22 protein-coding genes are annotated in these 24,180 nt (G+C 74.9%); 17 read left to right on the top strand and 5 right to left on the bottom strand.

Annotated elements, in window-relative coordinates:
- Window positions 1-32: 32 nt before the first annotated feature.
- The 5 genes from ACWDRR_RS22095 (at window position 33) to ACWDRR_RS22075 (ending at window position 5,593) form a co-directional block, all read left to right on the top strand.
- A complete protein-coding gene (locus ACWDRR_RS22095; protein WP_449773888.1) occupies window positions 33-782 on the top strand; it encodes a class F sortase in 750 nt (249 codons plus the stop codon).
- A 177-nt stretch (window positions 783-959) separates the two neighbouring features.
- The gene (locus tag ACWDRR_RS22090) at window positions 960-1,847 is read left to right on the top strand and encodes a hypothetical protein (RefSeq protein WP_449773887.1); all 888 of its coding nucleotides are present in this window, start codon (window positions 960-962) and stop codon (window positions 1,845-1,847) included.
- Window positions 1,844-2,653, top strand: a complete 810-nt coding sequence (locus tag ACWDRR_RS22085; RefSeq protein ID WP_449773886.1) for a response regulator — start codon at window positions 1,844-1,846, stop codon at window positions 2,651-2,653. Before ACWDRR_RS22090 ends, ACWDRR_RS22085 begins: the two co-directional genes overlap by 4 nt.
- Window positions 2,650-3,999 (top strand): sensor histidine kinase, encoded by a 1,350-nt coding sequence (locus ACWDRR_RS22080; protein WP_449773885.1) that lies wholly within the window; start codon window positions 2,650-2,652, stop codon window positions 3,997-3,999. Before ACWDRR_RS22085 ends, ACWDRR_RS22080 begins: the two co-directional genes overlap by 4 nt.
- A gap of 130 nt (window positions 4,000-4,129) precedes the next feature.
- Window positions 4,130-5,593 carry a variant leucine-rich repeat-containing protein gene (locus ACWDRR_RS22075; protein ID WP_449773884.1) on the top strand — a complete coding sequence of 488 codons (1,464 nt, stop codon included), beginning with the start codon at window positions 4,130-4,132 and terminating at the stop codon, window positions 5,591-5,593.
- Window positions 5,594-5,873: 280 nt separating this feature from the next.
- On the opposite strand, the gene ACWDRR_RS22070 is transcribed toward ACWDRR_RS22075, so the two are convergent.
- Window positions 5,874-6,080, bottom strand: coding sequence for a hypothetical protein (locus ACWDRR_RS22070; protein ID WP_449773883.1), 207 nt, complete (start codon window positions 6,078-6,080; stop codon window positions 5,874-5,876).
- A 365-nt stretch (window positions 6,081-6,445) separates the two neighbouring features.
- Between ACWDRR_RS22070 and ACWDRR_RS22065 the strand changes: the two genes are divergently transcribed.
- Window positions 6,446-7,369: an alpha/beta fold hydrolase gene (locus ACWDRR_RS22065; RefSeq protein ID WP_449773882.1), complete on the top strand. Its 924-nt coding sequence runs from the start codon at window positions 6,446-6,448 to the stop codon at window positions 7,367-7,369.
- Between the two features lie 185 nt (window positions 7,370-7,554).
- On the opposite strand, the gene ACWDRR_RS22060 is transcribed toward ACWDRR_RS22065, so the two are convergent.
- Together ACWDRR_RS22060 and ACWDRR_RS22055 are read right to left on the bottom strand one after the other, a co-directional pair.
- Window positions 7,555-8,280, bottom strand: a complete 726-nt coding sequence (locus ACWDRR_RS22060) for a DUF2071 domain-containing protein (RefSeq protein ID WP_449773881.1) — start codon at window positions 8,278-8,280, stop codon at window positions 7,555-7,557.
- Window positions 8,277-8,609, bottom strand: coding sequence for a metalloregulator ArsR/SmtB family transcription factor (locus tag ACWDRR_RS22055; RefSeq protein ID WP_449773880.1), 333 nt, complete (start codon window positions 8,607-8,609; stop codon window positions 8,277-8,279). The genes ACWDRR_RS22060 and ACWDRR_RS22055 overlap by 4 nt, the downstream gene beginning before the upstream one ends.
- Before the next feature lie 279 nt (window positions 8,610-8,888).
- Between ACWDRR_RS22055 and ACWDRR_RS22050 the strand changes: the two genes are divergently transcribed.
- The gene (locus ACWDRR_RS22050) at window positions 8,889-9,206 is read left to right on the top strand and encodes a hypothetical protein (protein ID WP_449773879.1); all 318 of its coding nucleotides are present in this window, start codon (window positions 8,889-8,891) and stop codon (window positions 9,204-9,206) included.
- 567 nt (window positions 9,207-9,773) lie between these two features.
- Here the strand turns inward: ACWDRR_RS22050 and ACWDRR_RS22045 are convergent.
- Complete coding sequence (locus ACWDRR_RS22045; protein WP_449773878.1) at window positions 9,774-10,202, bottom strand: hypothetical protein; 429 nt, start codon at window positions 10,200-10,202, stop codon at window positions 9,774-9,776.
- A gap of 525 nt (window positions 10,203-10,727) precedes the next feature.
- Between ACWDRR_RS22045 and ACWDRR_RS22040 the strand changes: the two genes are divergently transcribed.
- The 10 genes from ACWDRR_RS22040 (at window position 10,728) to ACWDRR_RS21995 (ending at window position 23,372) form a co-directional block, all read left to right on the top strand.
- Window positions 10,728-12,422, top strand: a complete 1,695-nt coding sequence (locus ACWDRR_RS22040) for an AMP-binding protein (RefSeq protein WP_449773877.1) — start codon at window positions 10,728-10,730, stop codon at window positions 12,420-12,422.
- On the top strand, window positions 12,419-12,718 hold the full coding sequence (locus tag ACWDRR_RS22035; RefSeq protein WP_449773876.1) for a phosphopantetheine-binding protein: 300 nt from the start codon (window positions 12,419-12,421) through the stop codon (window positions 12,716-12,718). The genes ACWDRR_RS22040 and ACWDRR_RS22035 overlap by 4 nt, the downstream gene beginning before the upstream one ends.
- Entirely contained in the window at window positions 12,715-14,109 is a 1,395-nt protein-coding gene (locus ACWDRR_RS22030) for a flavin monoamine oxidase family protein (RefSeq protein ID WP_449773875.1), read from the top strand. The genes ACWDRR_RS22035 and ACWDRR_RS22030 overlap by 4 nt, the downstream gene beginning before the upstream one ends.
- 212 nt (window positions 14,110-14,321) lie before the next feature.
- On the top strand, window positions 14,322-16,028 hold the full coding sequence (locus tag ACWDRR_RS22025; protein WP_449773874.1) for a class I adenylate-forming enzyme family protein: 1,707 nt from the start codon (window positions 14,322-14,324) through the stop codon (window positions 16,026-16,028).
- A gap of 8 nt (window positions 16,029-16,036) precedes the next feature.
- Complete coding sequence (locus tag ACWDRR_RS22020; RefSeq protein WP_449773873.1) at window positions 16,037-17,455, top strand: KamA family radical SAM protein; 1,419 nt, start codon at window positions 16,037-16,039, stop codon at window positions 17,453-17,455.
- Entirely contained in the window at window positions 17,452-18,522 is a 1,071-nt protein-coding gene (locus ACWDRR_RS22015; protein WP_449773872.1) for an ATP-grasp domain-containing protein, read from the top strand. The genes ACWDRR_RS22020 and ACWDRR_RS22015 overlap by 4 nt, the downstream gene beginning before the upstream one ends.
- The gene (locus tag ACWDRR_RS22010; protein ID WP_449773871.1) at window positions 18,519-19,799 is read left to right on the top strand and encodes an AMP-binding protein; all 1,281 of its coding nucleotides are present in this window, start codon (window positions 18,519-18,521) and stop codon (window positions 19,797-19,799) included. The genes ACWDRR_RS22015 and ACWDRR_RS22010 overlap by 4 nt, the downstream gene beginning before the upstream one ends.
- A complete protein-coding gene (locus ACWDRR_RS22005; protein ID WP_449773870.1) occupies window positions 19,796-21,172 on the top strand; it encodes an MFS transporter in 1,377 nt (458 codons plus the stop codon). Before ACWDRR_RS22010 ends, ACWDRR_RS22005 begins: the two co-directional genes overlap by 4 nt.
- Window positions 21,169-22,038 carry an SDR family NAD(P)-dependent oxidoreductase gene (locus ACWDRR_RS22000; RefSeq protein ID WP_449773869.1) on the top strand — a complete coding sequence of 290 codons (870 nt, stop codon included), beginning with the start codon at window positions 21,169-21,171 and terminating at the stop codon, window positions 22,036-22,038. The genes ACWDRR_RS22005 and ACWDRR_RS22000 overlap by 4 nt, the downstream gene beginning before the upstream one ends.
- A gap of 68 nt (window positions 22,039-22,106) precedes the next feature.
- Window positions 22,107-23,372 carry a phenylacetate--CoA ligase family protein gene (locus ACWDRR_RS21995; protein WP_449773868.1) on the top strand — a complete coding sequence of 422 codons (1,266 nt, stop codon included), beginning with the start codon at window positions 22,107-22,109 and terminating at the stop codon, window positions 23,370-23,372.
- Between the two features lie 72 nt (window positions 23,373-23,444).
- Here the strand turns inward: ACWDRR_RS21995 and paaI are convergent, their stop codons facing one another.
- Complete coding sequence (paaI, locus tag ACWDRR_RS21990; RefSeq protein ID WP_449773867.1) at window positions 23,445-23,882, bottom strand: hydroxyphenylacetyl-CoA thioesterase PaaI; 438 nt, start codon at window positions 23,880-23,882, stop codon at window positions 23,445-23,447.
- Window positions 23,883-24,180 lie beyond the last annotated feature (298 nt).

The following is a 24,180-nucleotide window of genomic DNA, read 5'->3' as shown; positions in this document are numbered from 1 at the left end:
GATTCGATCTTTGGTGAAGGGAGTTCAGCGGTGTGCTCTTCCGATCGGCCCGGTGGGCCGGCGGCCGCCGGCCGACCCGGAGCGCCTGCTCCGGGTCGGTCGGCATGCGCCGGGCCGCGCTCGGCGCGGGCGGCGTGCTCCTCCTCGTCCTCGGCGCCTCGGTGGCGCTGTCGGGCGGGCAGACACCGGTGGTGCGCATCCAGCCCTCCGTGAACCAGGCCGACCCGGCCGGACCGGCCGCCGCCCCCGCGGCCGACCGGACCGGCGGGGCGGCTGCGGCGGGCGGGGCGGCCACCCCGACGCCGAAGCCCTTCGCCGCGTCCGCGCCGACCAGACTGCTCGTCCCTTCGGCCGGGGTGGACGCGCCGGTCATCGGGCTGGGCCTGAACCCGGACGGCACGGTCGAGGTGCCCTCCGCCGACCGGGCCGGTGAGGTCGGCTGGTACCGCAACGGACCGACGCCCGGGGAGACCGGGCCCGCCGTCCTGATCGGGCACTACGACACCGCACACGGCCCGGCGGTCTTCGAAGGACTGCCGAAGCTCCGCCCGGGCGATCTCGTCCGGGTGCAGCGGGCCGACGGCAGCACGGTGGACTTCAGGGTCCGCTCCCTGCTCCAGGCCGGCAAGGACCGGTTCCCGACCGAGGCGGTGTACGGCAACACCGCCGCCCCGGAGCTCCGGCTGATCACCTGCGGGGGCCGGATCGGCGCCGACGGCCACTGGACGGACAACATCATCGTGCTGGCCGATCTGGTCACCCCGGGCGGCCCGACGGGCTGACCGGACCGGCCGGGTGGGCCGGCCGTCGCGCACCCGCGTGACGGCCGGCCCACCCGGCCGGGGCGCGTTCCGCGCAGGTGGGCGACCGTGTCGAGGAACCACCCGGTACCGTTCGAGCGACCTATCACCCGTGGCCGGACCGGCGCGTCACCGCAGACCAGGAGGAGGACGAGCACCGTGGCAGCAGCACTCCCACCCCGCCGGGGGCCGAGGGCGGCGGCGGGCGGGTTCGCCGTCGCCACCCTCGGCCTGCTCGTGGCGCTGGCCGGGTGCGCGGCCCCCGGGGAGCTGCGGGACGCCGGGGCGGCCCGGCCGGTGACGGCCCCGCCCGTGCGACAGCCGCTCTGGCCGAGCGCGGCCGCCGCCCCGTCACCGACCTCACCGGCCACCGCCTCGTCGGGCCCCGCCGAGCCGCCACCGACACCGGTGCCGGACGTCGCCGTCCCCGGGCCCGACCTCACCTCGGTGGACGTGCGCGCCCTGCTGGCCAAGGATCCGGCCGTGAGCGCGGACGAGCGCCGCGCGCTGTCCGGCTGCGCGGACTGCGAGGTCCGCGCAGCCGAGTTCCGCGACCTCACCGGTGACGGCCACGCCGAGCTGATCACCGCGATCGCCACGGGCGGCCCGGTGGTCCTGCACGTCTACACCCAGAGCGGCGGCGGGGTCGTGCCCGTCCTGCGGGTGGAGGTGCTGAAGGGCTTCAGCGCCGAGACCGTCGCCACCGATCTCTGGCTGCACGAGCCGAGCACCGCCCTGTCCCTCCGCAGCAGCCACTACCGCTGGGACGGCACCCGGCTCTCCCTGCTGGAACAGCGACTCGAGGCCATCGGACCGATCGGGGGGCCCACGCAGGGCACCAGCGCGAGCCCCGAACCGACCGCCACCGCCAAGCCGACCGCCGGGCCGCTCCCGGTGAAACCCGCCGTCTCGCCGTCGGCCGGGGCCGGTGCGGTCCCCCGCACCGGCCAGCCGGTCCCCGCTCCCCGCCCGCCCGAGGCGACCCCGACCGCAGTGACCCCGACCGCCCTGCCCACGACCCCAGCGATCCCGGAACCGAGGCCATGACCGCCCCCGTCCACCCCCACATCCTGATCGTCGAGGACGACGAGGTGATCCGCGAGGCCACCCGGATGGCCCTGGAACGCTACGGATTCCCCGTCAGCACGGCCGCCGACGGGCTGGAGGGACTGGAGGCGTTCCACACCGCGCGCCCGGACCTGATCCTGCTCGACGTGATGCTGCCGCTCCTCGACGGTGTCGGCCTCTGCCGGCGCATCCGCGAGGAGAGCCAGCTGCCGATCCTGATGATGTCGGCGCGCACCGACCCCGTCGACGTGGTCTCGGGGCTGGAGGCCGGTGCGGATGACTACGTCGTCAAACCGTTCGAGAGCGCGGTGCTGGTGGCCCGGATCCGCACGGTGCTGCGGCGGGTCCGGCTGGTGCCGACCGCCGCGACGACGACGCCGGGCGCTCCGGCCGCGGCTCCGGCAGCACCGACCCTCCCGGGCACGCCGGCCGCCCTGCCCGACGCCCCGGAGCCGGTCGCCCCGGCGGAGTCCGGTCCGACGCCCGCCGCCCGCGCGGTCCGCGCCATCGACGGGCTGGAGGTGGACACCGACAGCATGGAGGTCCGGGTGGACGGCCGGCTCGTCCCGCTCACCCCCACCGAACTGCGCCTGCTGCTGGAGTTCACCGCCGCGCCGGGCATCGTGCTCGAACGCTCCGCCCTCCTCGAACGGGTCTGGGACTACGACTGGGGCGCCGACACCCGGGTGGTCGACGTCCACGTCCAGCGGCTGCGCGCCAAGATCGGCTCCGGCCGGATCGAGACCGTCCGCGGCTTCGGCTACAAGCTGCGGCGCCCGGCATGACCCTGCGCCGCCAGATCGCCACCGCCGTCGCCGCCATCTCGGTGCTGGTCGCGCTGAGCGTCGGCCTGCTGGTCCACCAGGCGATGGTGCGCCAGCACGTCGACCAGGCCCGCCGGTCCGCGCTCAGCGCGCTCGACTCCTCCCTCGCCGCCTACGGCCGCAGTCGCGAGGAGGCCCGCCAGAGCTCCGCACTGGACGACCCGGCGCTGCCGCCCCGGCTGCGCGAACTCGTGGCGCAGGGGCGCCGGGGTTCGCTCCTCGCCACCGGCGCGCAGGGCGGCGAGGCGATGTGGGCCGCCGCGCCGGTCGACGGCGCGGTGCTGTCCGTCCGGGTGGACTTCACCGCGGACCGGCGCTCCATCGGCGACCTCGACCGGATCATCCTGATCACCGTCACGGCCTCGGTCTTCACCACCGTGCTGGCCGGCGTGCTGGTCGCCGACCGGATCAGTCGCCGGCTGCGGACGGCCGCGACGGCCGCCCGCGAGATCGCCGCCGGGCGGACGGACACCCGGATCGGCGAGCTGGGCGACGGCCGGGACGAGGTCGCCGACCTCGCCGCCGCCGTCGACTCGATGTCCCAGGCGCTGCACCGCCGGCTGGAGAACGAGCAGCGGTTCACCGCGGACGTCGCCCACGAGTTGCGCACCCCGCTCACCGGGCTGGTCACGGCCGCCGAACTGCTCCCGCCCGGGCGGCCCACCCAGCTCGTCCGCAACCGCGTCCAGGCGCTGCGCTCCCTGGTGGAGGACCTGCTGGAGGTCTCCCGGCTGGACGCGGACGCGGAGACGCCGTACCTGTCGGCCGTGCCGCTCGACCGGGCCGTCCGGCGCACGGTCGGGATCACCGGCCTGACCGTCACCCTGTCCGTGCGGGCCGGGGACGACGCCGCGACCGGCCGGCCGGCCGGGCCGGGCGACGGTGCCGAGGCCGGGCCCGACGGACCGGTGGTGCGCACCGACCTGCGCCGGCTGGACCGCATCCTGGCCAACCTGCTGGTCAACGCCGACCGCCACGGCCGGGGCCCGGTCCTGCTGAGCGTGGACGGGCTGCGGATCACCGTCCGCGACCACGGCCCCGGCTACCCCGACGACCTGCTGCAGGACGGCCCGCAGCGTTTCCGCACCAGCGTCCGCGAGCGCGGGCGCGGCCACGGTCTCGGCCTGACCATCGCCGAGGGCCACGCCCGGGTGATCGGCGCGGAACTGACCTTCGCCAACCACCCGGACGGCGGCGCGGTGGCGACCCTCGTCCTCCCGCCCGGCACCGCCGGCGAGCACGGCGTCGACGAGGGCGCCGCCGACGCGTTCGAAGGTGCCGGCGCGGTGGACGGCGCGCACCCGTAGGCGTCGACCGCTCCCGTCGCACGGCACCCGGGGCCACCGCCAGCGGCGAGCCGCCGGGGAGCCGCCGGGGAGCCGTCCGGGCGGGCAAAACCGCTGGCCCGGGCGGGCCCGGAGGCCGGAGGATGGAGTGATGCTGGACCACACCCCGGAACTGTCCGGCCTCGCGGAGAACCCGGGGCTGCCGCAGCACCTGCTGGACGGCTTCACCGCCCTCGCGGACGAGGACCTCTGCCAGGAGCTCGCCCGGCGGCCCGACCTGACTGTCCGCCAGGCCCGCAACCTGGCAGCACGGTGCGACCCGTGGACCTTGCGCGAACTGATCGCCGGTGGGGCGCTCGCGATCGGGGACGTTCCGCGGGACGATCCGTGGCTGGCCGTCGCGGCGGCCGGGCGGGCGGACGTTCCCGCCGCGTGGCTCCAGGACCTGGCACGCGATCCCGAGGTGTCGATCCGGATCGAACTCGTCGAATTCGGCGGGCACTCCGAGGATCTGCTCCATCGGCTCGGCGCCGACCCGCACATCGGCGTGGTGTGCGCGGTGGCCGAGCACACCGCGCTCCCGGCCGCCCTGGCCCGGCAGCTGGCCACCCGGCCGGACGTTCGGATCCGGGACGCGCTCGCCCGCAACACCGCGACCCCGCCCGACGTCCTGACCGCGCTGCTGGCCGGCGGCGGACACCCACCCGTCGACCGGTGCAGCCGGTGCGAGGAGTTCCCGCAACGCTGCGGGGACCACGAGACCGCCGCCCGGGACGTCCGGGCCGCCGCGCTGCAGAACCCGTCCACCCCGGCCACCGGCCTGGAGCGGTTCCTGGACTCCCCGGACGTCCGGGTACGGGCCGCCCTGGCCGGGCGCCCGGACCTGCCGGACGACGCCCACCGCCGGCTCGCCGCCGACCCCGACAGCCGGGTCCGCCGGAGGGCGGCGGCCAACCCCGCCGTCGGCGAGACCCTGATCCGCGTCCTCGCGACCGACCCGGACCGCTCCGTCCGCACGGCCCTGACGGCCAACCCGGCGCTCCCGATGCCGCTGCTGCGGCAGCTGGCACCCGCCGTACGACTGGGCGCCGAACCGTGGCCGCGCATCACCGCCGCATCCCCCGGGGAGCTCCGTGACCTCGCCCGTTCCACCACGGCCCAGCTCCGCGCCCTGGTCGCGGCCCACCCCGCCCTGCCGGCCGACCTCGTCGCGGCCCTCGCCGACGATGCCGACCCGGCCGTGGTGAAGCGGCTCGCGGCCCACCCCGCCCTGACACCGGACCGGCTCCGCGCGCTGGCCGAGCGCCACGGGCCGGCCCTGCACCCCTCGGTCGCCGGCCATCCGAACTGCCCGCCCGACCTCCTGCACGCCATGGCCGGTACCGCCGCGCCCGGTCACGAGACGCTGCTCGCCGTCGCCCGGCACCCGGCGGCGGCCCCGGAGACCCTCCGGCGCTGCCTCGACGCCCCGGACGAGCGGGTCCGGTCCGCGGCGGCCGCCAATCCCGCGCTGCCGGTGGCGGTGATGGCCCGGTTGCTGGGCGCGGCCGCGAGCCGGGCGGACGGCCCGGGCCGGGCGGCTGAGCGGCTGAACGGGCGATCCGCGTCCCCATGAGGTCCGGGCCCGCCGGAGAGCGCGGGGCGCGTGCGTTCCGGCGGGCGGCCGCCGGCGACGGCGATGTGGTGCGGCGGCGCGGTGGCGCGCTTGGAGGTCCTACGGTTCCTCGTGGTCGTCCCGCCCCGGGGGCTTGTCCCCGGGGCAGGCGGGACGGGACAACAGGCGGGGCGGGCGCGGTGGTTCACCCTCGGGCGCGGGGCCGGCCGGCCGGCGACACGACACCGGGCACCCCGACCGCGAGGTGCGGCCGGGGTGCCCGGTGTCGGGAAACGGCGGATCAGCCGTTGCTCTTGCTGAACGCCTCCAGCCAGGCGAGCTTCGGGCCGAAGAGGCCGACCGAGGCCTGGCCCGCCGAAAGACCGGACTGCGACGAAGGCTGCGGGCTCTCGCCGTGCGCCAGCGCCACGGTCGGCACGGCCACTACGGCCGCAGCCGCCAGAACCGCGGTGACGGCGAACTTGCCAAGGTTTCCACGAACGGACATCTCACGCCTTCCAGGTCATCTTTGCTCTCAACCCGCCCTCGCGGACGGGCCAGGCCCGGAACGGGCCCCGGAGACGCCCGCTGAGGGGCGCCCGGGAAACGTTGGCACACGAACGCGGGCCGCCCGCCCGTTTCGCCACCCGAGCGGTACGAACGGGTGACAGAGACACCCCGGTCGAGTGAGGCGGAGGGGCGAACGGCCGAACGGCGCGGCCACCCGGGGCCGGCAGCCGAGTCGGCGTCAGCAGGCCCGACGGCCGCACGATTCCGCCCCCCGAGACACCTCGAACCCGCGTTGTGATCGCGACTGACATCCTGACACCATCGCACCAACCGAAAACGGTCCACTTCAGGGGGATTTCCGTCATGTCAGCACCATCCGCAACCGAACTCCCCTCCTCCGGGCACGGCCCGGCCGGCGGGCCGGAGCTCCCGCAGATCAGGCACCGCTTCGCCGACGTCGACGGCCTGCGGGTCTTCTACCGGGAGACCGGTCCGGCGGACGCGCCCGTTCTCCTGCTGCTGCACGGATTCCCCTCCGCCTCGCACCAGTTCCGCCGCCTGTTCGACGCGCTCGGCTCCCGCTACCGCCTGATCGCCCCGGACTACCCCGGGTTCGGGCACAGCGACAGCCCCGCGCCCGGCGACTTCGAGTACCGCTTCGACACCTTGGCCGATGTGGTCGAGGGCTTCTGCCAGGCACTCGGCCTCGACCGGTTCGCGCTCTACGTCTTCGACTTCGGCGCCCCGGTCGGCCTGCGGCTGGCCACCCGCCACCCCGAGTGGATCACCGGCCTGGTGGTCCAGAACGGCAATGCCTACGAGGACGGACTCTCCGACCTGGCCCGGGAGTTCATCGCCAACCGGCACGGCGTCGAGGGCGCCGCCGAGCGCGCCCGCGCGATCCTCACCCTGGAGATGACCCGCGGTCAGTACGAGGGCGGCACCGGTGACCCGGAGCTCGTCTCCCCGGACGGCTGGACGCTCGACCAGCACTTCCTCGACCTGCCCGGCCGCAAGGACATCCAGGTCGAACTCGCCCTCGACTACCACGCCAACGTCACGCTCTACCCCGTCTGGCAGGAGTGGCTGCGCACCCACCGGCCGCCCACGCTGGTCCTCTGGGGCCGCAACGACGCGTTCTTCACCGAGCCCGGCGCGCGCGCCTACCTGCGCGACGTACCGGACGCCGAGCTGCACGTGCTGGACACCGGGCACTTCGCGCTGGAGGAGTTGCTGCCCACCGTCGCGCCGGTGATCGACGACTTCCTCGCCCGCACCCAGAAGTAGCGCGCCCGGAAGTAGCGCGCCCGGCACGGGAGTCCGGCTCTCGCGCGGGCACCCGGCCGGCCCCGCGCGGCACCGTCGTCACCGGCCCCGGTGAACGCCCGTGCCGCGCGGGGGCGCCGGCCCGTGAGCTCGCGGCCCCATGAGCTCGCGGCCCCGGGAACGCGCCGGCCCGGGAGCGCGCCGGCTCAGGCGACGGCCAGGGCCGGGAGCGGGCGCCAGCCGACGGGGACGTTCCGCATCACCAGGGCGCAGTCCAGGGTGGCGGTGCCCGGCGGGAAGCGGTCCGGGTCGTCGAAGAAGGAGGACGCGGCGGAGCGGACCAGGCCGGCCTCCACCCGCCAGGCGTCGGTGTGCACCTGCATCCCGTCCAGGTGGCGGCCGGCCCCGGTGGCCGAGTAACCCTTGGCCCCGTCCTGGAAGAAGCGGGAGGCCTCGGCGAGGTCGGCGAAGAGGCCGCTGCCGCGCAGTTCGTCGGCCAGATCGACGGTGACGTCGACGCGGGCCTCACCGTCCCGCGTCGCGTAGGCGACCTGAAGGCGGTCGGACGTCTCCCGGACGTCGAAGTCGGCGCGGCCGTGCTCGCCGGGGAAGAGCCGGCCGCCGGCCCAGGCGTTGACCCGCGAACCGGTGTCGCGCCGGGGGATGTAGACGCCGGTCTCGACGCCGTCCGGTCCGTCCCACTCCACCGCGATCCGGTGCGCCGCGTTCTCGCTCCGCAGCCCGAGGGCCCCGGGCAGCCCGCTCGGCCGCACGCTCCCCAGCCGCAGCAGGCAGACGCCGCCGACCGCGTGGCCCCGGACGAGCTGTGGCCGCAGCGGCGAGGGAAGGAGGCGCCGCGCGATGTCCGGGTCGATCCGGTAGTTCACCAGCAGCCGCCGTTCGACGACGCTGGACAGCCGTGGTTGCCTCATGAGTCCTCCTTCTGTGCGGCGGGGCGCCAGGCGGTGTGGCGCAGCACGATCTGCTCGGGGCAGACGGCGCTGAGGAAGCGGCCGACGCCGATCGCCAGTCGCTCCTCTGCCAGCGTGTAGAGAATCCGGTTGCCGTCACGGCGCTCGGTGACCAGCCCGGCGCCCTTGAGCACGCCGAGGTGGCGGGAGATCGAGGGGGCGCTGATCGCGAACCGGCTCGCGATCTCGCCGGCCGCGAGTTCGCCGGCCCGGAGGTCCTCCAGGATCTGGCGTCTGGTCGGGTCGGCGAGCGCACGGAAGAGTCCCGACTCGCCCTGGGTGTCTGTCACACGTCATATTTAGCATCTTGGCTAAATATCTAACAAGTGGATGGCCGGGGATCGGGCCGATCGCGACGACACCGCGGCGACGGCCGGAGGGGCATGCGCGGCGGCCGCCGAGCACGGTGGGGCATGGCGCGAATTCGCCTGCTCATGTCACACCCCGTTGACAGTCATCACACGTCCCCCTCAGGATTCACCCGCCCCACACACACCTGACAGGACCTCACTCCACCTGTCGGACGGGCGAATTCCCCGCACCAACCGCCGTCTTCGGAAGGACTCCCCGTGCGCCGCACCACCGCTCTGCTGATGACCTCGCTGCTCGCCTCCGCCGCCGCACTGGCCGCCCCGACCGCCGCCCAGGCCCGGGGCACGGCCGACACCCCGACCACGGGGTCCTGCGTGGCCTACCTCTCGGGCCCGTTCGGCGTCGGCGTCTGTTCCGGCCTCGAACCCCGCCGAGCCTGGTCCGTCGGCGCCAAGTGCATGTCCGGAATCACCGTCACCAGCGGCCTGCGGCTCGGCGACGGCACCGCCACCGCCAACTGCGGGCCCAGCCGGGCCTACTCCACCTGGTACTCGATCGGCCCGATCCTCCCGTAGGCCCCGGCCCGACCGGAGCGGGCGGCGTCCGCGCGGGATGCCGCCGTCCGGCACCGCCGGGCGCACCCGACCGGGACCGGCGCTCGCCCCCGGGCGGGCACACGGCCCGAAGGGCCGGGCGCACCCGCCGGCGCCGGGTACCGGTGGGTGCGCCCGACCCGGCCGGTAGCGGCGGACGTCCACGCCGCCCACGGACCGGAAGAGCTCGCCGCTCTGGCCGCCGCTGCCGCCGTCCGACGCGTTCGGGCCGCCGTGGCCGCCCCGGAGCCGCACGATCGCGGCTCAACCGTCGCCGCGCGGGAGGGTCGTGGACTCCCCAACGAGCGGAGTACTGCCGGTCGGCGCCCGACGCCTCGACCCGGAAGGGCGTCGGGTCCACATCCTCCCGGGGGCCGCCGGCCGGATCTCGGCCCGACCTGGTGACGGACCACCGGTGCGACCAGGTCTCGCCCGAGCGGTACGCCATCCCGTCGTGGGCGGAGGCGCGCTGGCCGGCGCCCGCCTCCGGCGCCGGCACCGGCCGGTCGCCCCCAAACGCCATCGGACGCCGTCGGGGACCGGAGGCCCTCAGGCGTGCGGCTCGGCCGGCCGGCCCGCCGGGTGCGACGGGCCGAGCGGGGCCAGGACGGTCGCGGCCGCCGTCACCGCCTCGGCGACGATCGCCGCGGTGCGGGCCGCCTCGTAGAGGTGCTCCCGCGCGTCGCGCGCGGCCCGCAGGGCGTCGTGGGCCCGCTGACCGTCGAGCCCCTCGCCCCGGGCCGGGCCGATGCGCCCCGCCGCCTGCTCGCTGCTGAGGAAGGCGGCCAGCTGGTCCAGGAGCTCGGGCAGCCGTGCGGTCACCCCGGCCAGCGCCGCCACGGCCTCGGCCGCGTCCGCGGGGAGCACCAGGCCGGGCGCTCCCCCGGGCGCGCCGCTGCGTACCGCGGCGTTGAGCAACTCGGCGGCTTCCGAGGACAGTTCGGCAAGGGACAGTGAGGGCTGTACGGCATCGCTCACGGCGGCTCCTCCTTCGGGTTCGGTGGTCGGGTTCGGCGGTCGGGCGCGGCGGTCGGGCCCGGTGGGCACCCGGTTCGTCGCCGGGGTTCGTCTGCCCCGCGAACGCGCGGCCAGGCCTGCGCCAGCCGACCGTGGCAGGAACCGGTCACCACCGGACCCGGGGCGGTGGCGCGAGCGCCGGCCACCACGACCGGGCGGACCGGATCGGCGCGGACTGCGAGCGAAGGGGGCCGCACCGTGACCCGGATGCCGGGGCGGTGACACTCACGCCCGCCGCGATCCCCCGGCGAGGCGGCGCCGCGTGCGCCTCCGGTCACGCCGGGCGCCGGCGCGCCCCGGCGGTCCCCGTCGGATCCGGCGCGACCGACCGGCAGTCGATCACCGGGGCATGACTCGGCGCCATTCTTTCCCACCGCCACCGATGTCAATCCGGCCGCGACGGACATTCTTCGGCGACCCGGCACTCGTTCACCATTCACTCACACCATCGCGCTGCAATATCCCCAACAGCCATTGTGGCACCGCATGTTCGAAGGTAGAGTCCCGGTCCGCCGAGCGCGAATGAGCGCTTGCGGCCATTCTTTTGGGGCGAGCATGTCACATGACAACGGCACCACTGGAGTTCCTTCCGACTTACTTGACGCGTTCACGGAAACCGTCCGTCGCTTTCCGGAACGCCCGGCGATTGTCCGGCACGGGCGGACCCTGACCTACGGCCGGCTGCACGCAGCGGCGAACGATCTGGCCGGGCGCCTGGGGACCCGTCCGGGCGTGGTCGCCGTGCAGGCGGGCCACCATCCGGAAACGGTCGTCGGACTGCTCGGCGTCCTCATCGCCGGAGGGGTCTACTGCCCCGCCGATCCGGCATTCCCGGAGCACCGGTTACGGGCGATGCTCTCGGCGGTGGAGTGCCGCACAATGGTCGCGGCCGATCCCGCACCGGCACACCGGCTCGGCCTGGATTGTGTCGCGCCGGCCCCCCTGCCGGAATTCGCGGCAAATCCGGTGACGAGCGCCCGGCCGGGCCCGCCGGAATCACCGGACGCCGTGGCCGACCCCCCGCCGGCCACTTCTCGGCAGCCGGGGCCGCACCCCGAGCGCACCGGGACCGACGCCGACGACCCCGCCTATATTCTCTTCACCTCCGGCTCCACCGGGCAGCCGAAACCCGTGCTCACCCCCCGTCGGGCCCTGACGGCCGTGACGCCCTCGCTGCGCGACCTCTTCGGCCTGACACCCGAGGACCGCGTGCTGCAGTTCGCCTCCCTCAACTGGGACACCTGCTTCGAGGAGATCCTGCCGACGCTCACCGCGGGGGCCGCCCTGGTCTTCGACGACGCGGCGCACAGCGGGTCGTTCCCCCGCTTCCTGCGGACGGTCGAGCGCGAGCGGATCACCGTCCTCGATCTGCCCACCGCCTTCTGGCACGAACTGGTGCTCCACCTCGCCGAGGACCGGGCGCCCCTGCCCGACTGCCTCCGGGTCCTGGTGATCGGCGGCGAGCCGGCGAGCGCGGCCCGGCTGGCCGACTGGGCCGCGCTGGACACCGGGCGGATCCGCCTGGTCAACACCTACGGCTGCACCGAGACCACCCTGATCACCCATGCCGTCGACCTGCACGGCCCGCAGGCCCCGCAGGCCGGCTGGGACTGGCCCGGCGGCGCCCGGGCCCCGATCGGCCTGGCCCTCCCCCATGTCGTCCAGCTCATCAGCGAACAGGGCGAGTTGTTGATCGGCGGGCCATCGGTCGCACTGGGCTACCACGGGCTGCCCGAGGCCACCGGCGCCCGGTTCACCGTCGTCGACGGCGAACGCCGCTTCCGCACCGGCGACCTGGTGAGCAGCGCGCCGGACGGCCTCCTCACCCACCGGGGCCGGCTGGACGGCGAGATCAAGATCCGGGGCATCCGGGTCGACCCGGCCGAGGTCGAGGCACACCTCGCGGGCCACCCCGGGGTGCACGCGGCGGCCGTGACCGCGGTGACGCTCGCCGGCCGGTCCGCCCTGGTCGCCTACGTGGTGGCGCGGGCGGGCACGGCGGCCGGGGCGCTGGACACCGACGTCCTGGCGTACCTGCGCGGGAAGGTCCCCGCACACCTCGTGCCCAGCCGGATCACCGTCGTCCCCGAGCTGGTGCTCACCGCAAGCGGAAAAGTCGACCGGGCCGGCTCGCACCGGCGGCACACGGCCCACGAGCAGGTCAAAGGAGACCTTCAATGAGCGTTGACAGCACCTCCGCCGCCGGTGGCGGCGGGCCCGTGGCGGCCGCTGCCGCCGATCGCTCCGGAGCCGAGGGCGCCGAGATCGACGGCCTGGTGGCGGTCTTCCGCCGGGTGCTGGAGACGCCCGACGTCGCGGCGGACTCCGACTTCTTCCGGCTCGGCGGCGACTCACTGATCGCCACCCGGGTGCTCAGCGCGATCGCCCGCAGCCACGGCGTGGAGCTGTCCTTCGACGACTTCCTGCTCGCGCCGACGCCCCGCGCGCTCGCCGAGAAGATCGCGGCCGGCAGATGACGGGGCCCGACCGCACACCCGCGGCACCCGCTCCCGACGGCCGCGCCGCAGCGCCCGCCACCGGTCGTGTCGGCTCCGCCGTCGTGGTCGGGGCCGGGCTCGCCGGCCTCACCGCCGCCGCCGGCCTGACGGCCCGGGGCATCGACGTCACCGTGCTGGAGGCCCGCGAGCGGGTCGGCGGCCGCACCCACGGCCTGCTGGTCGCGCCCGGCCGCCGGGTCGACGCCGGGGCGGCCTACCTGGGCGATCGGCACACCGAACTCCTGGCCCTGGTCAAGGACTTGGGGCTCGACACCACGCCGACCAGGATGCTCGGCGCCAGCCGGTTCGTACTCGGCCCCGAGGGCACCACCCGGGACGGCCGGTTCCCGCCGCTCAACGCCGTGGCACTCGGCGACCTCTTCGAGCAGCTGGCCGAACTCACCGCCGCCGTCCGGCCCGACGCACCGTGGCTGACCCCGGACGCCGCCCGGCTGGACTCCCTCACCGCGGCCGCCTGGGCCGACCGGCAGCTGACCCACCCGGACGCCCGGCTCTTCTTCCCGCTCTTCCTCGGCGAGATGATGGCCGCCGACCCGGCCGACATCTCCGTCCTGCACATGGCGTTCTACCTCCGCTCCGGCGGCGGTGTCCGCTACCTCAACGCCTTCGAGGGCGGCGCCCAGCAGGACCGGATCGCCGGCGGCGCCCACCAGGTGTGCGAGCGGCTGGCCGGGCGGCTGGGGGCGCGGGTGCGGCTCGGCGAGGCCGTCCGTGCGGTCCACCAGGACGACGACGGGGTCACCGTCCACTCGACGACCGGCGCCCACCGGGCGGACGTCGCGGTGATGGCGCTGCCGCCACTGCTGGCCGACGCCGTCGAGTACCGGCCGTGGCTGCCGGTGCGCCGGGTGGGCGACCGGACCGCCCGGGGCTGCGCCGTCAAGGCGACCCTGGTCTACCCCGAGCCGCTCTGGCGCGCGCACGGGCTCTCCGGCTGGTCCGTCAACGCCGAGGGCCCGCTGCTGTCGACGGTGGACGACTCGCCGGCCGACGGCGGGGTCGGCGTCCTGACCGGCTTCGTCACGGGCGGCGAGGCCCGGCGGTTCGGCGCGCTCGGCACCCGTCAGCAGCACGCGGCCGTGGTCGAGCAGGCCGCGCGGGTGTTCCCGATGCTCCCGCCGCCGACCGCCCTGCACATCACCGACTGGGTCAACGAGCAGTACAGCCAGGGCTGTTACGCCGCGCTCCGGGGGCCCGGCGACTGGCTCCGGCACGGCCCGACGCTGACCGCACCGCACCGGCGGGTGCACTGGGCCGGTACCGAGACGAGCACCGAGTACTTCGGTCTCATGGAGGGCGCCGTCCGCTCCGGCCACCGGGTCGTCGCCGAGATCCTCGCCCGGGGCTGAAGCCGGCACCACCCGCGGACCCGCCCCGCCGGTCCGTCCGTTCCACAGCCGCACCGCCCGCACCGGGGCACCCCCTGCCCGCGACCGGCCCCGGCACCGCGCGGCCGCCGTCCGGCCGCGCCCCGATCCACCCCGCACCACGGACCGATCCCCACCGAAGCCCGGCCCGGTTCCACAAGAACCCCGCCGGGCCACCCCCTCAGGAGACCGCCATGAGCGACCGGAGTCCCATCGCGCCCCTCGCCGCCAGAGAACGGCTGATGACCGAACCCGCCCTCGGCGCGGGCAACTTCCTGGACCACGCCCTCGCGGTCAACCCGAACCGCGCGGTCCCGTTCGCCTACAGCCACCACACCGACCACCGCGGCGCCGTCGTCCTGCGCGGCCACAGCCTGCTCGACCTCGCCGCGCTGCGCGACCGCTACGCCACCTGGTACCGGGCCAACGGCGTGCGCCCCGGCGAGCCGGTCGGCGTCGTCGTCGGCGAGGGCCTGGAGCCGCTGCTGCACTTCCTCGCGCTCACCGCGCTCGGCGCCGTCCCCGCCCTGGTCAACGACGCCATGCGGCACGACGTCATGGTCCGCTACCTCAACCACGTGGGCGTGGTCGGCATCGTCGCGGACGACCCCACCCGGCTCGCCTCAGCCTACCGCGAGGACCCGCAGCGCCGCCCCCGGTTCATCGCCATGGCGGCCGAGATCCAGGCCTTCGACGCCTCGGCGGCGCGACTCCCCGACGCCTACCCGTACCGGCACGCCGACGACGACGTGGTCGCCCTGATCCACTCCTCGGGCACCACCGGGACACCGAAGTCCACCATGCTGGCGCACCGTCAGTTCTGGGACGGCAAGCAGCCGCGGATGGTGCGCTTCCCCGCGGAGCCGTACGACCGGCTGATGTCGATGATGCCGCACACCCACGCGGGCGGTCTGAGCTACTTCCTCACCGCCACCTTGCTCGGCCTGCCGACCGTGGTGATGTCCGACTGGCGGCGCGCCGCCGTGGAGCCGGTGATGGAGGCCTTCAAGCCCACCATGGTCGCCTCCTTCCCGCGCACCTTCGTCGAGCTGGCCACCGGCGAACCGCCGACCCGGGGCGCGGCCGAGGTGCACTCCTGGTTCAACACCGGCGACAGCGCGCACTACGGGCACATCCGGCGGCTGGTGCGGCTCGGCCGGCGGCCGGCCGGGCTGATCAGGCCCTGGCTGCTGCCGCAGCAGCAGGCCGAGCAACCCGACCTGCCCGGTTCGCAGTTCATCGACGGCCTGGGCTCGTCCGAGATGGGCATGGCGCTGTTCGGCCAGGTGACCACACCGGAGAGCGCCCGCGACGACCGCTGCGTCGGCAAGCCGCTGGACGTCGTCCGGCGGGCCGCGGTGCTGACCGAGGACGGCGAGGAACTCCCGGACGGCACCGTCGGGTTGCTCGGCATCGTCAGCCCGTCGCGGACCCCGGGCTACTGGAACGACCCCCGGCTCACCGCCACCTTCGAGCTGGCCGGCTACTGGCTCACCGGTGACGTGGCCCGCCGCGACGCCGAGGGCAACTTCTACCACCTCGACCGGACGGTGGACGTCATCGACACCGTGGACGGGCCGGTCTACAGCCTGCCGGTCGAGGAGGTGCTGCTGGCCGACTGCGGCGACCTCGTCCAGGACTGCTCGGTGGTCGGCGTGCCCGGGGCACCCGGCGAGGGCCAACGGCCGGTCGCCGTCGTCCGGTTGCAGGCCGACGCCGAGGGCAGGACCGCCGAGGAGGTCCAGGAGGCAGCCAACAAGGCGCTCGCCGGCGCCGGGCTGGCCGCGCTCGCCGCGGTGAGCATCGCCCGCACCCCGGAGGACTTCCCGCTCGGGCCGACCGGCAAGGTGCTCAAGCGCGAGCTGCGGACCCGCTTCGCCACCCTCTTCACCGGCCAGTAGCGCACCCGATGGACCCCCATCCGACCCGGCAGCCGTACCAGTACGTCCGGGCTCGGCTCGTCGAGCCCGACTGGCGCCGGCTGCCGGGCTGGCGCCACGTCACCGCCGCCCAGTGGCGGGACGCCCAGTGGCAGCGGGCGCACTGCGTACGCGACGCCCGACAGCTGCGGGCCGTCGCCGGACCACTGCTCACCGACCGGTTCTACGACGAACTCGCCGCCGACCAGGCGCAGTTCGCCACCATGTCGATGCTGCTGCCGCCGCAGATGCTGAACACCATGGCGCCGCACGCACCGACCGGGCCGCAGGCGTTCACCGACGCGTTCCTGGCCGATCCGGTCCGCCGCTACATGCTGCCGGTGCGCGCGGACCGCCACCCGCACTGGCCGAGCCACCCCAAGGCCGAGCGCGACTCGCTGCACGAGGCCGAGATGTGGGTGGTGGAGGGCCTCACCCACCGCTACCCCACCAAGGTGCTGGCCGAGTTGACCGCCACCTGCCCGCAGTACTGCGGGCACTGCACCAGGATGGACCTGGTCGGCAACTCCACGCCCCAGGTCACCAAGACCAGGCTGGCGCTGCGACCGGTCGACCGGCAGGAGCAGATCCTCGACCACCTGAAGCGCACCCCGTCGGTGCGCGACGTGGTGGTCTCCGGCGGCGACCTCGCCAACGTGCCCTGGCCGCAGTTGGAGACGTTCCTGCTCCGGCTGCTGGAACTGGAGTCGGTGCGCGACATCCGGCTGGCCAGCAAGGCGGTGGTCGGCCTGCCGCAGCACTGGCTCCAGCCGCGGATCGTCGAGGGGCTGAGCCGGGTGGCCGCCGTCGCGGCCCGCCGGTCGGTCAGCCTCGCCGTGCACACCCACGCCAACCACGTGCAGTCGGTGACGCCCCTGGTCGCCGAGGCCGCGCGGGCGCTGCTGGACGCGGGGATCCGGGACGTCCGCAACCAGGGCGTGCTGATGCGCGGCGTCAACGCCACCCCCGAGGACCTCCTGGACCTCTGCTTCGCCCTCCAGGGCGAGGCGAACATCCTCCCCTACTACTTCTACCTCTGCGACATGATCCCCGGCGCCGAGCACTGGCGCACACCCGTGCACCAGGCGCAGCGGCTCCAGGAGGCGATCATGGGCTACCTGCCCGGCTACGCCACCCCTCGGATCGTCTGCGACGTCCCGCAGGTCGGCAAGCGCTGGGTGCACCAGGCGGTGGCCTACGACCGCGAACGCGGCATCTCGTCCTGGACGAAGGACTACCGCACGGCGCCGGAGGCCCGCGAGGCCGGCGGTGCCGACCTCGACGCCGTGCTCGGCCGGCGCCACCTGTACTACGACCCGGTGGACACCCTCCCGGAGCCCGGCCGCCGCTGGTGGTCCGAGCGGCCCGGCGGACCCTCGGCCCCACCCCCTCGGAAGGAATCGCCGTGACCCCACCCCGCACGACGCCCGGCCCCGCCGGGCCCGCGCCGGCCGGCACCGGACCGCTGCGCCGGATGTGCTGGATCTTCCCCGACCGGGAGTCGACCAGGATGGCGGCGGTCTGGCACCCCTTCTTCTGGGACCTCTACGAGGAGGTCGCCGAGAGCCTGGGGATGAGCTGGACCAGGCACGCCCCCGAAGCGGTCACCGTCGACGGCACCGTCCGGGGGCGGCCGGTGGTCTACGTGGACGACGAACCGGTCTCACCGCAGGACACCCTCTTCGTCACCGCCCTCTACTCGCTGCCGTACCAGTCGATGGACGTCTTCAACCAGTACGCGCTCTACGCGGTGCTTGAACAGGCCGGCTTCTACCTGCCCTTCCCCCCGCAGATGTCGCTCATCGGCAACGACAAGCTGGCCACCCTGCTGCACCTCGCCGGCTCCCCCGTCCCGCCGATCCCGTCGGTCCGGATCGGCACCGGCCGCGACATCGCCAAGCACCAGTACGAGGTGGCGCTGGGCAACATGACCTACCCGGCCATCGTGAAGCCCGCCGGGTGGTGCGGCGGCGGCGGGATCAACCTGGCGCGCAGTGCCGAGGACCTGCGGGGCCTGGCCAGCCTGGCGCAGGGCGGGGACACCACGCTCGTGGTCCAGCCCTACCTCGGCGACGGGACGGTCGACTACCGGGTCTACGTCGTCGACGGCGAACCCTACGCCGTGATGAAGCGGATCCCGGAGCCCGGCTCACCGGTCGCCAACGCCAGCCGGGGCGGCGCCATGGAGTTCCCGCCCGTGCCGGCCGAACTCGCCGCCGCCACCGCCTGGTTCGCCGAGCGACTGCCGATGCCGTTCTTCTGCGTCGACTTCCTCTTCGACGGGGAGCGGTACTGGTTCTCCGAACTCGAACCGGACGGGGTGATCGCCCCGGACCTCGACGACCCGCGGCGCACGCTCCAACGGGACGTCACCCGCGCCCGGTTCACGGCCTACCGGGACGCCCACGCCAAGTGGCTGGCCGACGGCGGCGCACCCACCGCACCCCTCTCGGAAACGGAGCACCGGACACGATGACGGACTTGTTCTCGCTCCCCCCGGCGGCGGCCGGGCCGCAGCTGCACGTCGCCCGGCGCACGCTCGAACGACTGCGGAGCGTACCGGAGTTGGCCCAGCGCTACGCGGACTGCGGCGCGCCCCGCACGCTTGACGACCTGGCCGCGCTGCCGACCCTGGACAAGGACGGCCTGGGCGTCGCCCTGGCGCACCTGGAGCCCCGGGCCGAGCGGGGCGCCGGCGCGACCTGGCTCTTCCAGAGCGGCGGCAGCACCGGAGCGCCCAAGGTCGGCCACGCCCCCACCGGCTTCTACATGTCCGGGGTGCACGCGCAGTGGCAGCCGCTGGACCACGACGACGTCTTCGTCAACGCCTGGGGCGCCGGCCGGATGTGGGGCGCGCACTTCCTCGCCGCCGCGCTGGCCGACCTGTCCGGGTGCCGGATCCTCGCGGTGGGCTCGGTCGCCGCGGACGAGTACGCCGACTGGCTGGCGTTCTTCGCGGCGGCCGGGGTCACCGCGATCGGCGGGACACCGAGCGTGCTCCGGCTCTGGTTCGCCCGCGCGCGGGCCGCCGGGCTGGAGCTGCCGGCCCTGCGCAAGGTGCTCTGGCTCGGCGAGGCGTGGCAGCCGCAGCTGGAGGCCGACCTCGCCGCAGTCGCACCGGGGGCGCGCCGGTGGGGCATGTTCGGCAGCACGGAGACCTGGGTGGTCGGGACGAACACCCCGCACTGCCCGGCCGACACCTTCCACCCCCTGCCCGAGCAGCTGGTGCACGTCGGCGCGGAGGACCTGCTGGACTTCACCACGCTCAACCCGGACATGCTCAACCCGGTCCTGCGCTACCGCACCGGCGACGCCGGGACGCTGCTGGCCTGCCCGTGCGGCCGGCCGGGCCCCGCGATGCGGGTGCTGGGCCGCCGGGACAGCGTGGTGCAGGTGCGCGGGCTCGGGCTGGACGTGGACGGGCTCATCGCGCGGGCGGAACGGGAGCCGGGGGTGTCCCGGGCCCAGGTGCTGATCACCGAACAGCAGGGCCGGGTCGCGACGGTCGACCTGCTGCTGCTCACCGGCCCGGACGGCTCGGCGGACGGTTCGGCGGACGGTTCGGCGGACGGCACTGCCGGCGGCGCTCCGGACGTCGAACGGCTGCGCACGGCCGTGCTGTCCACGACCTTCACGCTCAGCACCGCCTTCCAGCACGACCCGGAGTCCTTCCGGGTGCGCCGGGTCGACGAGCTGATCAGCAACGGCCGGACGGGCAAGACCGCCGGCCTCGTCGTCCGGGAGGCGTCGTGAAGCCGCGCCGACCCGTCTCGCTCGGGCGGGGGTTCAACCTGTTCTGGGCCGGCCAGACGGTCAGCACCGTCGGCGACCGGGTCACCGTGTTCGTCGTCCCGACCCTGATGATCTTCGTGCTGCACGCGAGCGCCCTCCAGGTCGGTGTCGTGGCGATGGCCCAGTACCTGGGCATCCCGCTGCTCGGGCCGGTCGCCGGGGTGCTGGTCGACCGCTGGGACAAGCGCTGGACGATGCTGGTCTGCGACCTCCTCCGGCTGGTGGCCGTGGCCGTCATCCCGCTGGCGTACTGGCAGGACCGGTTGTCCACGCCGCTGCTGGTGGGCTGCGTGGCGGTGATCAGCGGTGCGACGATCTTCTTCAACGTCGGCTACCTCGTCGCCGTCCCCGCCGTCGCACCGAAGGACCAACTCGTCCGCGCCTACTCCCGCCTGGAGGGCAGCGGCTCGGTGTCGGAGGTGGCCGGACCCTCGATCGCGGCCGGCCTCTACAGCGCGCTCGGCGTCGCCGCCCTGCTCGTCGACGCGGCCAGCTACCTGGTCTCAGCCGCCTGCTTCCACCGGATGCGGCCGTGGGGCGAACGGACGGTCGCCACCGGGACCGTCCGGGAGCGGCTGACGGCGGGCTTCCGCCTCAACTGGGCCGATCCGGTGCTGCGTCGGGTGGTGGTGGCCGCGGTGACGCTCAACTGCGGCGGGCCGGTCTTCGTCACCGTCCTGCCCGTACTGGCCTACCGGGGGCTCGACGTCACGGTCGGCGCCTTCGGCGCGGCCATGTCGGTCGCCGCGGTGGGTGCGCTGACCGGTGCGGTGGTCGCCCCCCGGATCAGTGAACGACTGGGCCTGGGGCGGACGTTGGCCTGGTCACTGCTGCTGCACTGCCTGGTCGGGCTCGGCGTGCTGGCCGCACCCGCGCTGCCGGCCGGGCCGGTGATCGCCGTCACGATGGGCTGCTACGGCTTCTTCATGTCGTGCATCAACGTCTGCAGCGCCCCCACCCGGCAGTCCCGGATGTCGGAGCAGCACCAGGGCGTGATGCACGCCGCCTTCCGGACCGTCACCTGGGGGGTGATCCCGCTCGCCGCCCTGGCCGGCGGCCTGGCCGTCTCGCTGCTGACCGGGCCGCTGGGGATCCTGGACGCCGCACGGACGGTGATGGCCGGCGGCACGCTGCTGGCGGCGCTCTCCTTCCTGCCGGCGCTACGGATCCAGCCGCTGCTCGACGCCGCCGAGCGGGAGCGGGAGCAGGAACAGGAGCAGGAGCGGGCGGCGGGTACCGAGCCCGGCACCGACGCCGACACCGAGCCCGGTACCGACGCCGGCACCGGCCCCGCGACCGGCACCCCGCTCGCCCCGGCGGACAGCGCCTCATGACGGCCGACCGGGGTGTCGTGCTGGTGACCGGGACGTCCTCGGGCATCGGGCTCGCCGTGGCGGTCACCGCGGCCCGGGCCGGCTTCACGACGGTGGCGACCATGCGCGAGCCCGGCCGGGCCGCCGCACTGCGCGAGGCCGCGGACCGCGCCGGCGTCACGGTGGACGTCCGCCGGCTCGACGTGACCGACGCCGGCTCCGTCGCCACCTGTCTCGACGAGGTGCGACAGGCGCACGGGCGGCTGGACGCGGTGGTCAACAACGCCGGCGTCTCCAACTCCGATCCCACCATGGAGATGTCGACCACGGCCGCACTGCGGGCCAATCTGGAGGTGAACTTCTTCGGCGTCGTCGAGGTCAGCCGGGCCGCGATGCCGCTGCTACGGGCCGCCCGCGGGCGCCTGGTGACGATCGGCAGCGTGCACGGGGTCGTCGGCCAGCCGTTCAACGAGGCCTACTGCGCGGCGAAGTTCGCCGTCGAGGGATTCATGGAGAGCCTGGCGCCGGTCGCCGCGGCACACGGCGTGCAGGTGTCGGTGGTCGTGCCCGGCTTCGTCCCGGACACCTCGTTCGGTGTCTTCCCGGACATCGACCGCTCGACCGTCCGGGCCGCCTCCGGACCGTACGCGGACACCTTCGCCGACTACCTCGACGGGATCGGCGGGCAGGGCTGGGAGGCGGCCGGCCAGCCGGCCCAGGAGGTGGCCGAGGTCGTCGTCCGGACCCTGCTCGCCGAGCGGCCGGCGTTCCGCGTCCCCACCCACCCGTGGGCCGCCGCCCACCTGGACCGGAAACTGGCCGACCGCGACGGCTCGACCGTCCAGGCCCTCGCCCGCACCTGGATCGGCCGCCCGGACCTCACCTGAGTCAACCAGCGGCACACAGCACATGATTGACGATCCGTCATCAAAATGACCCATCGACAGGAGAAGCAGTGCCCGCGAAACCGCTTCAGGAGCTGGTCGCCTTCGCCCGCAGCCACTCACCGTTCTACGCGGAGGCGTACCGCGACGTGCCGCGGACGATCTCGCACCTCACGGAACTCCCCCTCATCGACCAGGGCGCGTTCTGGGCCGCGAACACCTGGCCGGACAACCGCCTGCTGACCGGCCCGCTCACCGACGCGGGCGTCTACAAGACCGGCGGCACCACCGGCGTCCCGAAGTTCTCCCCCTGGTCGCGCACCGAGCACGCCGACTCGGTCACCGCGTTCGGCGCGGGCATGGTCCGGGCCGGCCTGAAGCCCGGCCACCGGGTGGCCAACCTGTTCTGCGCCGGCGAACTCTACGGCGGCTTCCTCTACATCGAGAACGCCCTGCACCACGCACCGGTGGAGAACGTCCGCCTGCCGGTCGGCTGCGCCGCGCCCGACGACTACGTCGTCGACCTGATCGACGGCTTCGGCGTCCACGTCCTCGCGGGCGAGCCGATGAAGCTCAGCGCGGTGGCCGAGTGCCTCGTCCGGCGCGGGCGGAGCGCCGACTCCGTCGAACTGCTGCTCTTCGGCGGCGACCTGCTCTTCGCCGACCTGCGGCCGATCCTGTCGCGGGCCTTCCCGAAGGCCGCCGTCTCCTCACTCGGCTACGCCTCGAACGACGCCGGTCTGGTCGGCGCGCCGGTGCCGGGCGACGACGTCCGCGTCCACGAGGCCTTCCCCGACCGCACGGTGGTCGAACTGGTCGACGACGTGACGGGCGAGCCGATCACGGCCCCGGGCGTCCCCGGCCGGGTCGTGGTCACCAACCTGTTCCGGACCCTGATGCCGATCCTGCGGTACCCGACCGGCGACCGCGCCGAGTGGGTGGACCCGGAGCGCGGGAGGTTCCGGCTGGTCGGCCGGTCGAACGAGGGCGCGCGCGTCGGAACGGTCGCCATGCCGACCGAGGAGATCCGCGCGGTGCTGCTCGCCGCCGACCCGGACCGCGCCATCTCCGGCCTGCAGATGGTGCAGCGCCGCTGGGACGGGCGGGACGGCCTCCTCCTGCGCCTGGGGTACAGCGGGCAGCCGCCGGCCGACCCGGGCGCGCTGGGCGAACGGCTCGTCGCGGCCGTCTACGCGGCCCTCCCGCTCTACCCGGCCGAGGTGGCGTCCGGCGCCGTCCACCACCTCACCGTCGAGTGGGTGCCCCGGGCCGAGTTGGCCACGAACCCCCGGACGGGCAAGCTCCAGCAGGTGGTGGACGAGCGACCCCGGGACTGACCCACCGTCCGGGCCGGCACGGGGGCCGACCGACGGGGGCCGACCGACCGGAGGCCGGCGGACGGCCTCCGGTCAGCCGGCCTGCGGCCGGCCGGCGATGACGACGCTCTGCCCGCGGAACTCCGCGACGACCTTCCCCGCAGCCTGCCGCACGGTCACGTCGTAGATTCCCTGCCGCCCGGAGCGCGTCCGCTCCACCGCCTCGGCGACCAGTTCGTCGCCGGCCTCCGCCGGGGCCAGGAAGGTGACCTGCGCGGCCTGGGCGACGGTCACCGGACCATGGCTGTTGCACGCGTAGGAGAACGCCGCGTCGGCGAACAGGAACAGGAAACCGCCGTGCGCCGTCCCGTGGCCGTTCAGCATGGACTCGCCCACCCGCATCCGCATGACCGCCCGGCCGGCGGACACCTCGTCGAGGGTGATGCCCAGCGCGTGGCTGGCCCGGTCGCGCGCGTACAGCGCGGCGATCGCCGACTCTCCGGCCGGGGCCGGTCCGGTCTCCGCGTCCACGACGTCCTGCCTTCCCGGGAGCGGCTGCGCGGGCCGCTCGGGCCGTCGACCCGCTGCCACCCCTGCGCCCGCGCCTGCCTGCCTGTCGGTCGGTCTGTCTGTCTGTCTGTCTGTCTGTCTGTCTGCGCACCGGATTACACCGAGCCGCGCCAGCGCCTGTCAATGACCGTCCCCGGACCGTCCCCGGACCCGGGCGCCCGGGTCCGGTGGAGGTCCGTGACGGGTCCTGGCCGGTGCGGGCGCGCCTTCCCGCTCGGACGACAGGACGCTACTGTTCGGTAACCACGGCTGGACACGG

The organism is Kitasatospora sp. NPDC003701, from assembly GCF_053587085.1.
Note: the sequence above shows the minus strand (reverse complement) of the source record. Positions and strands in the feature narration are given on the sequence as shown.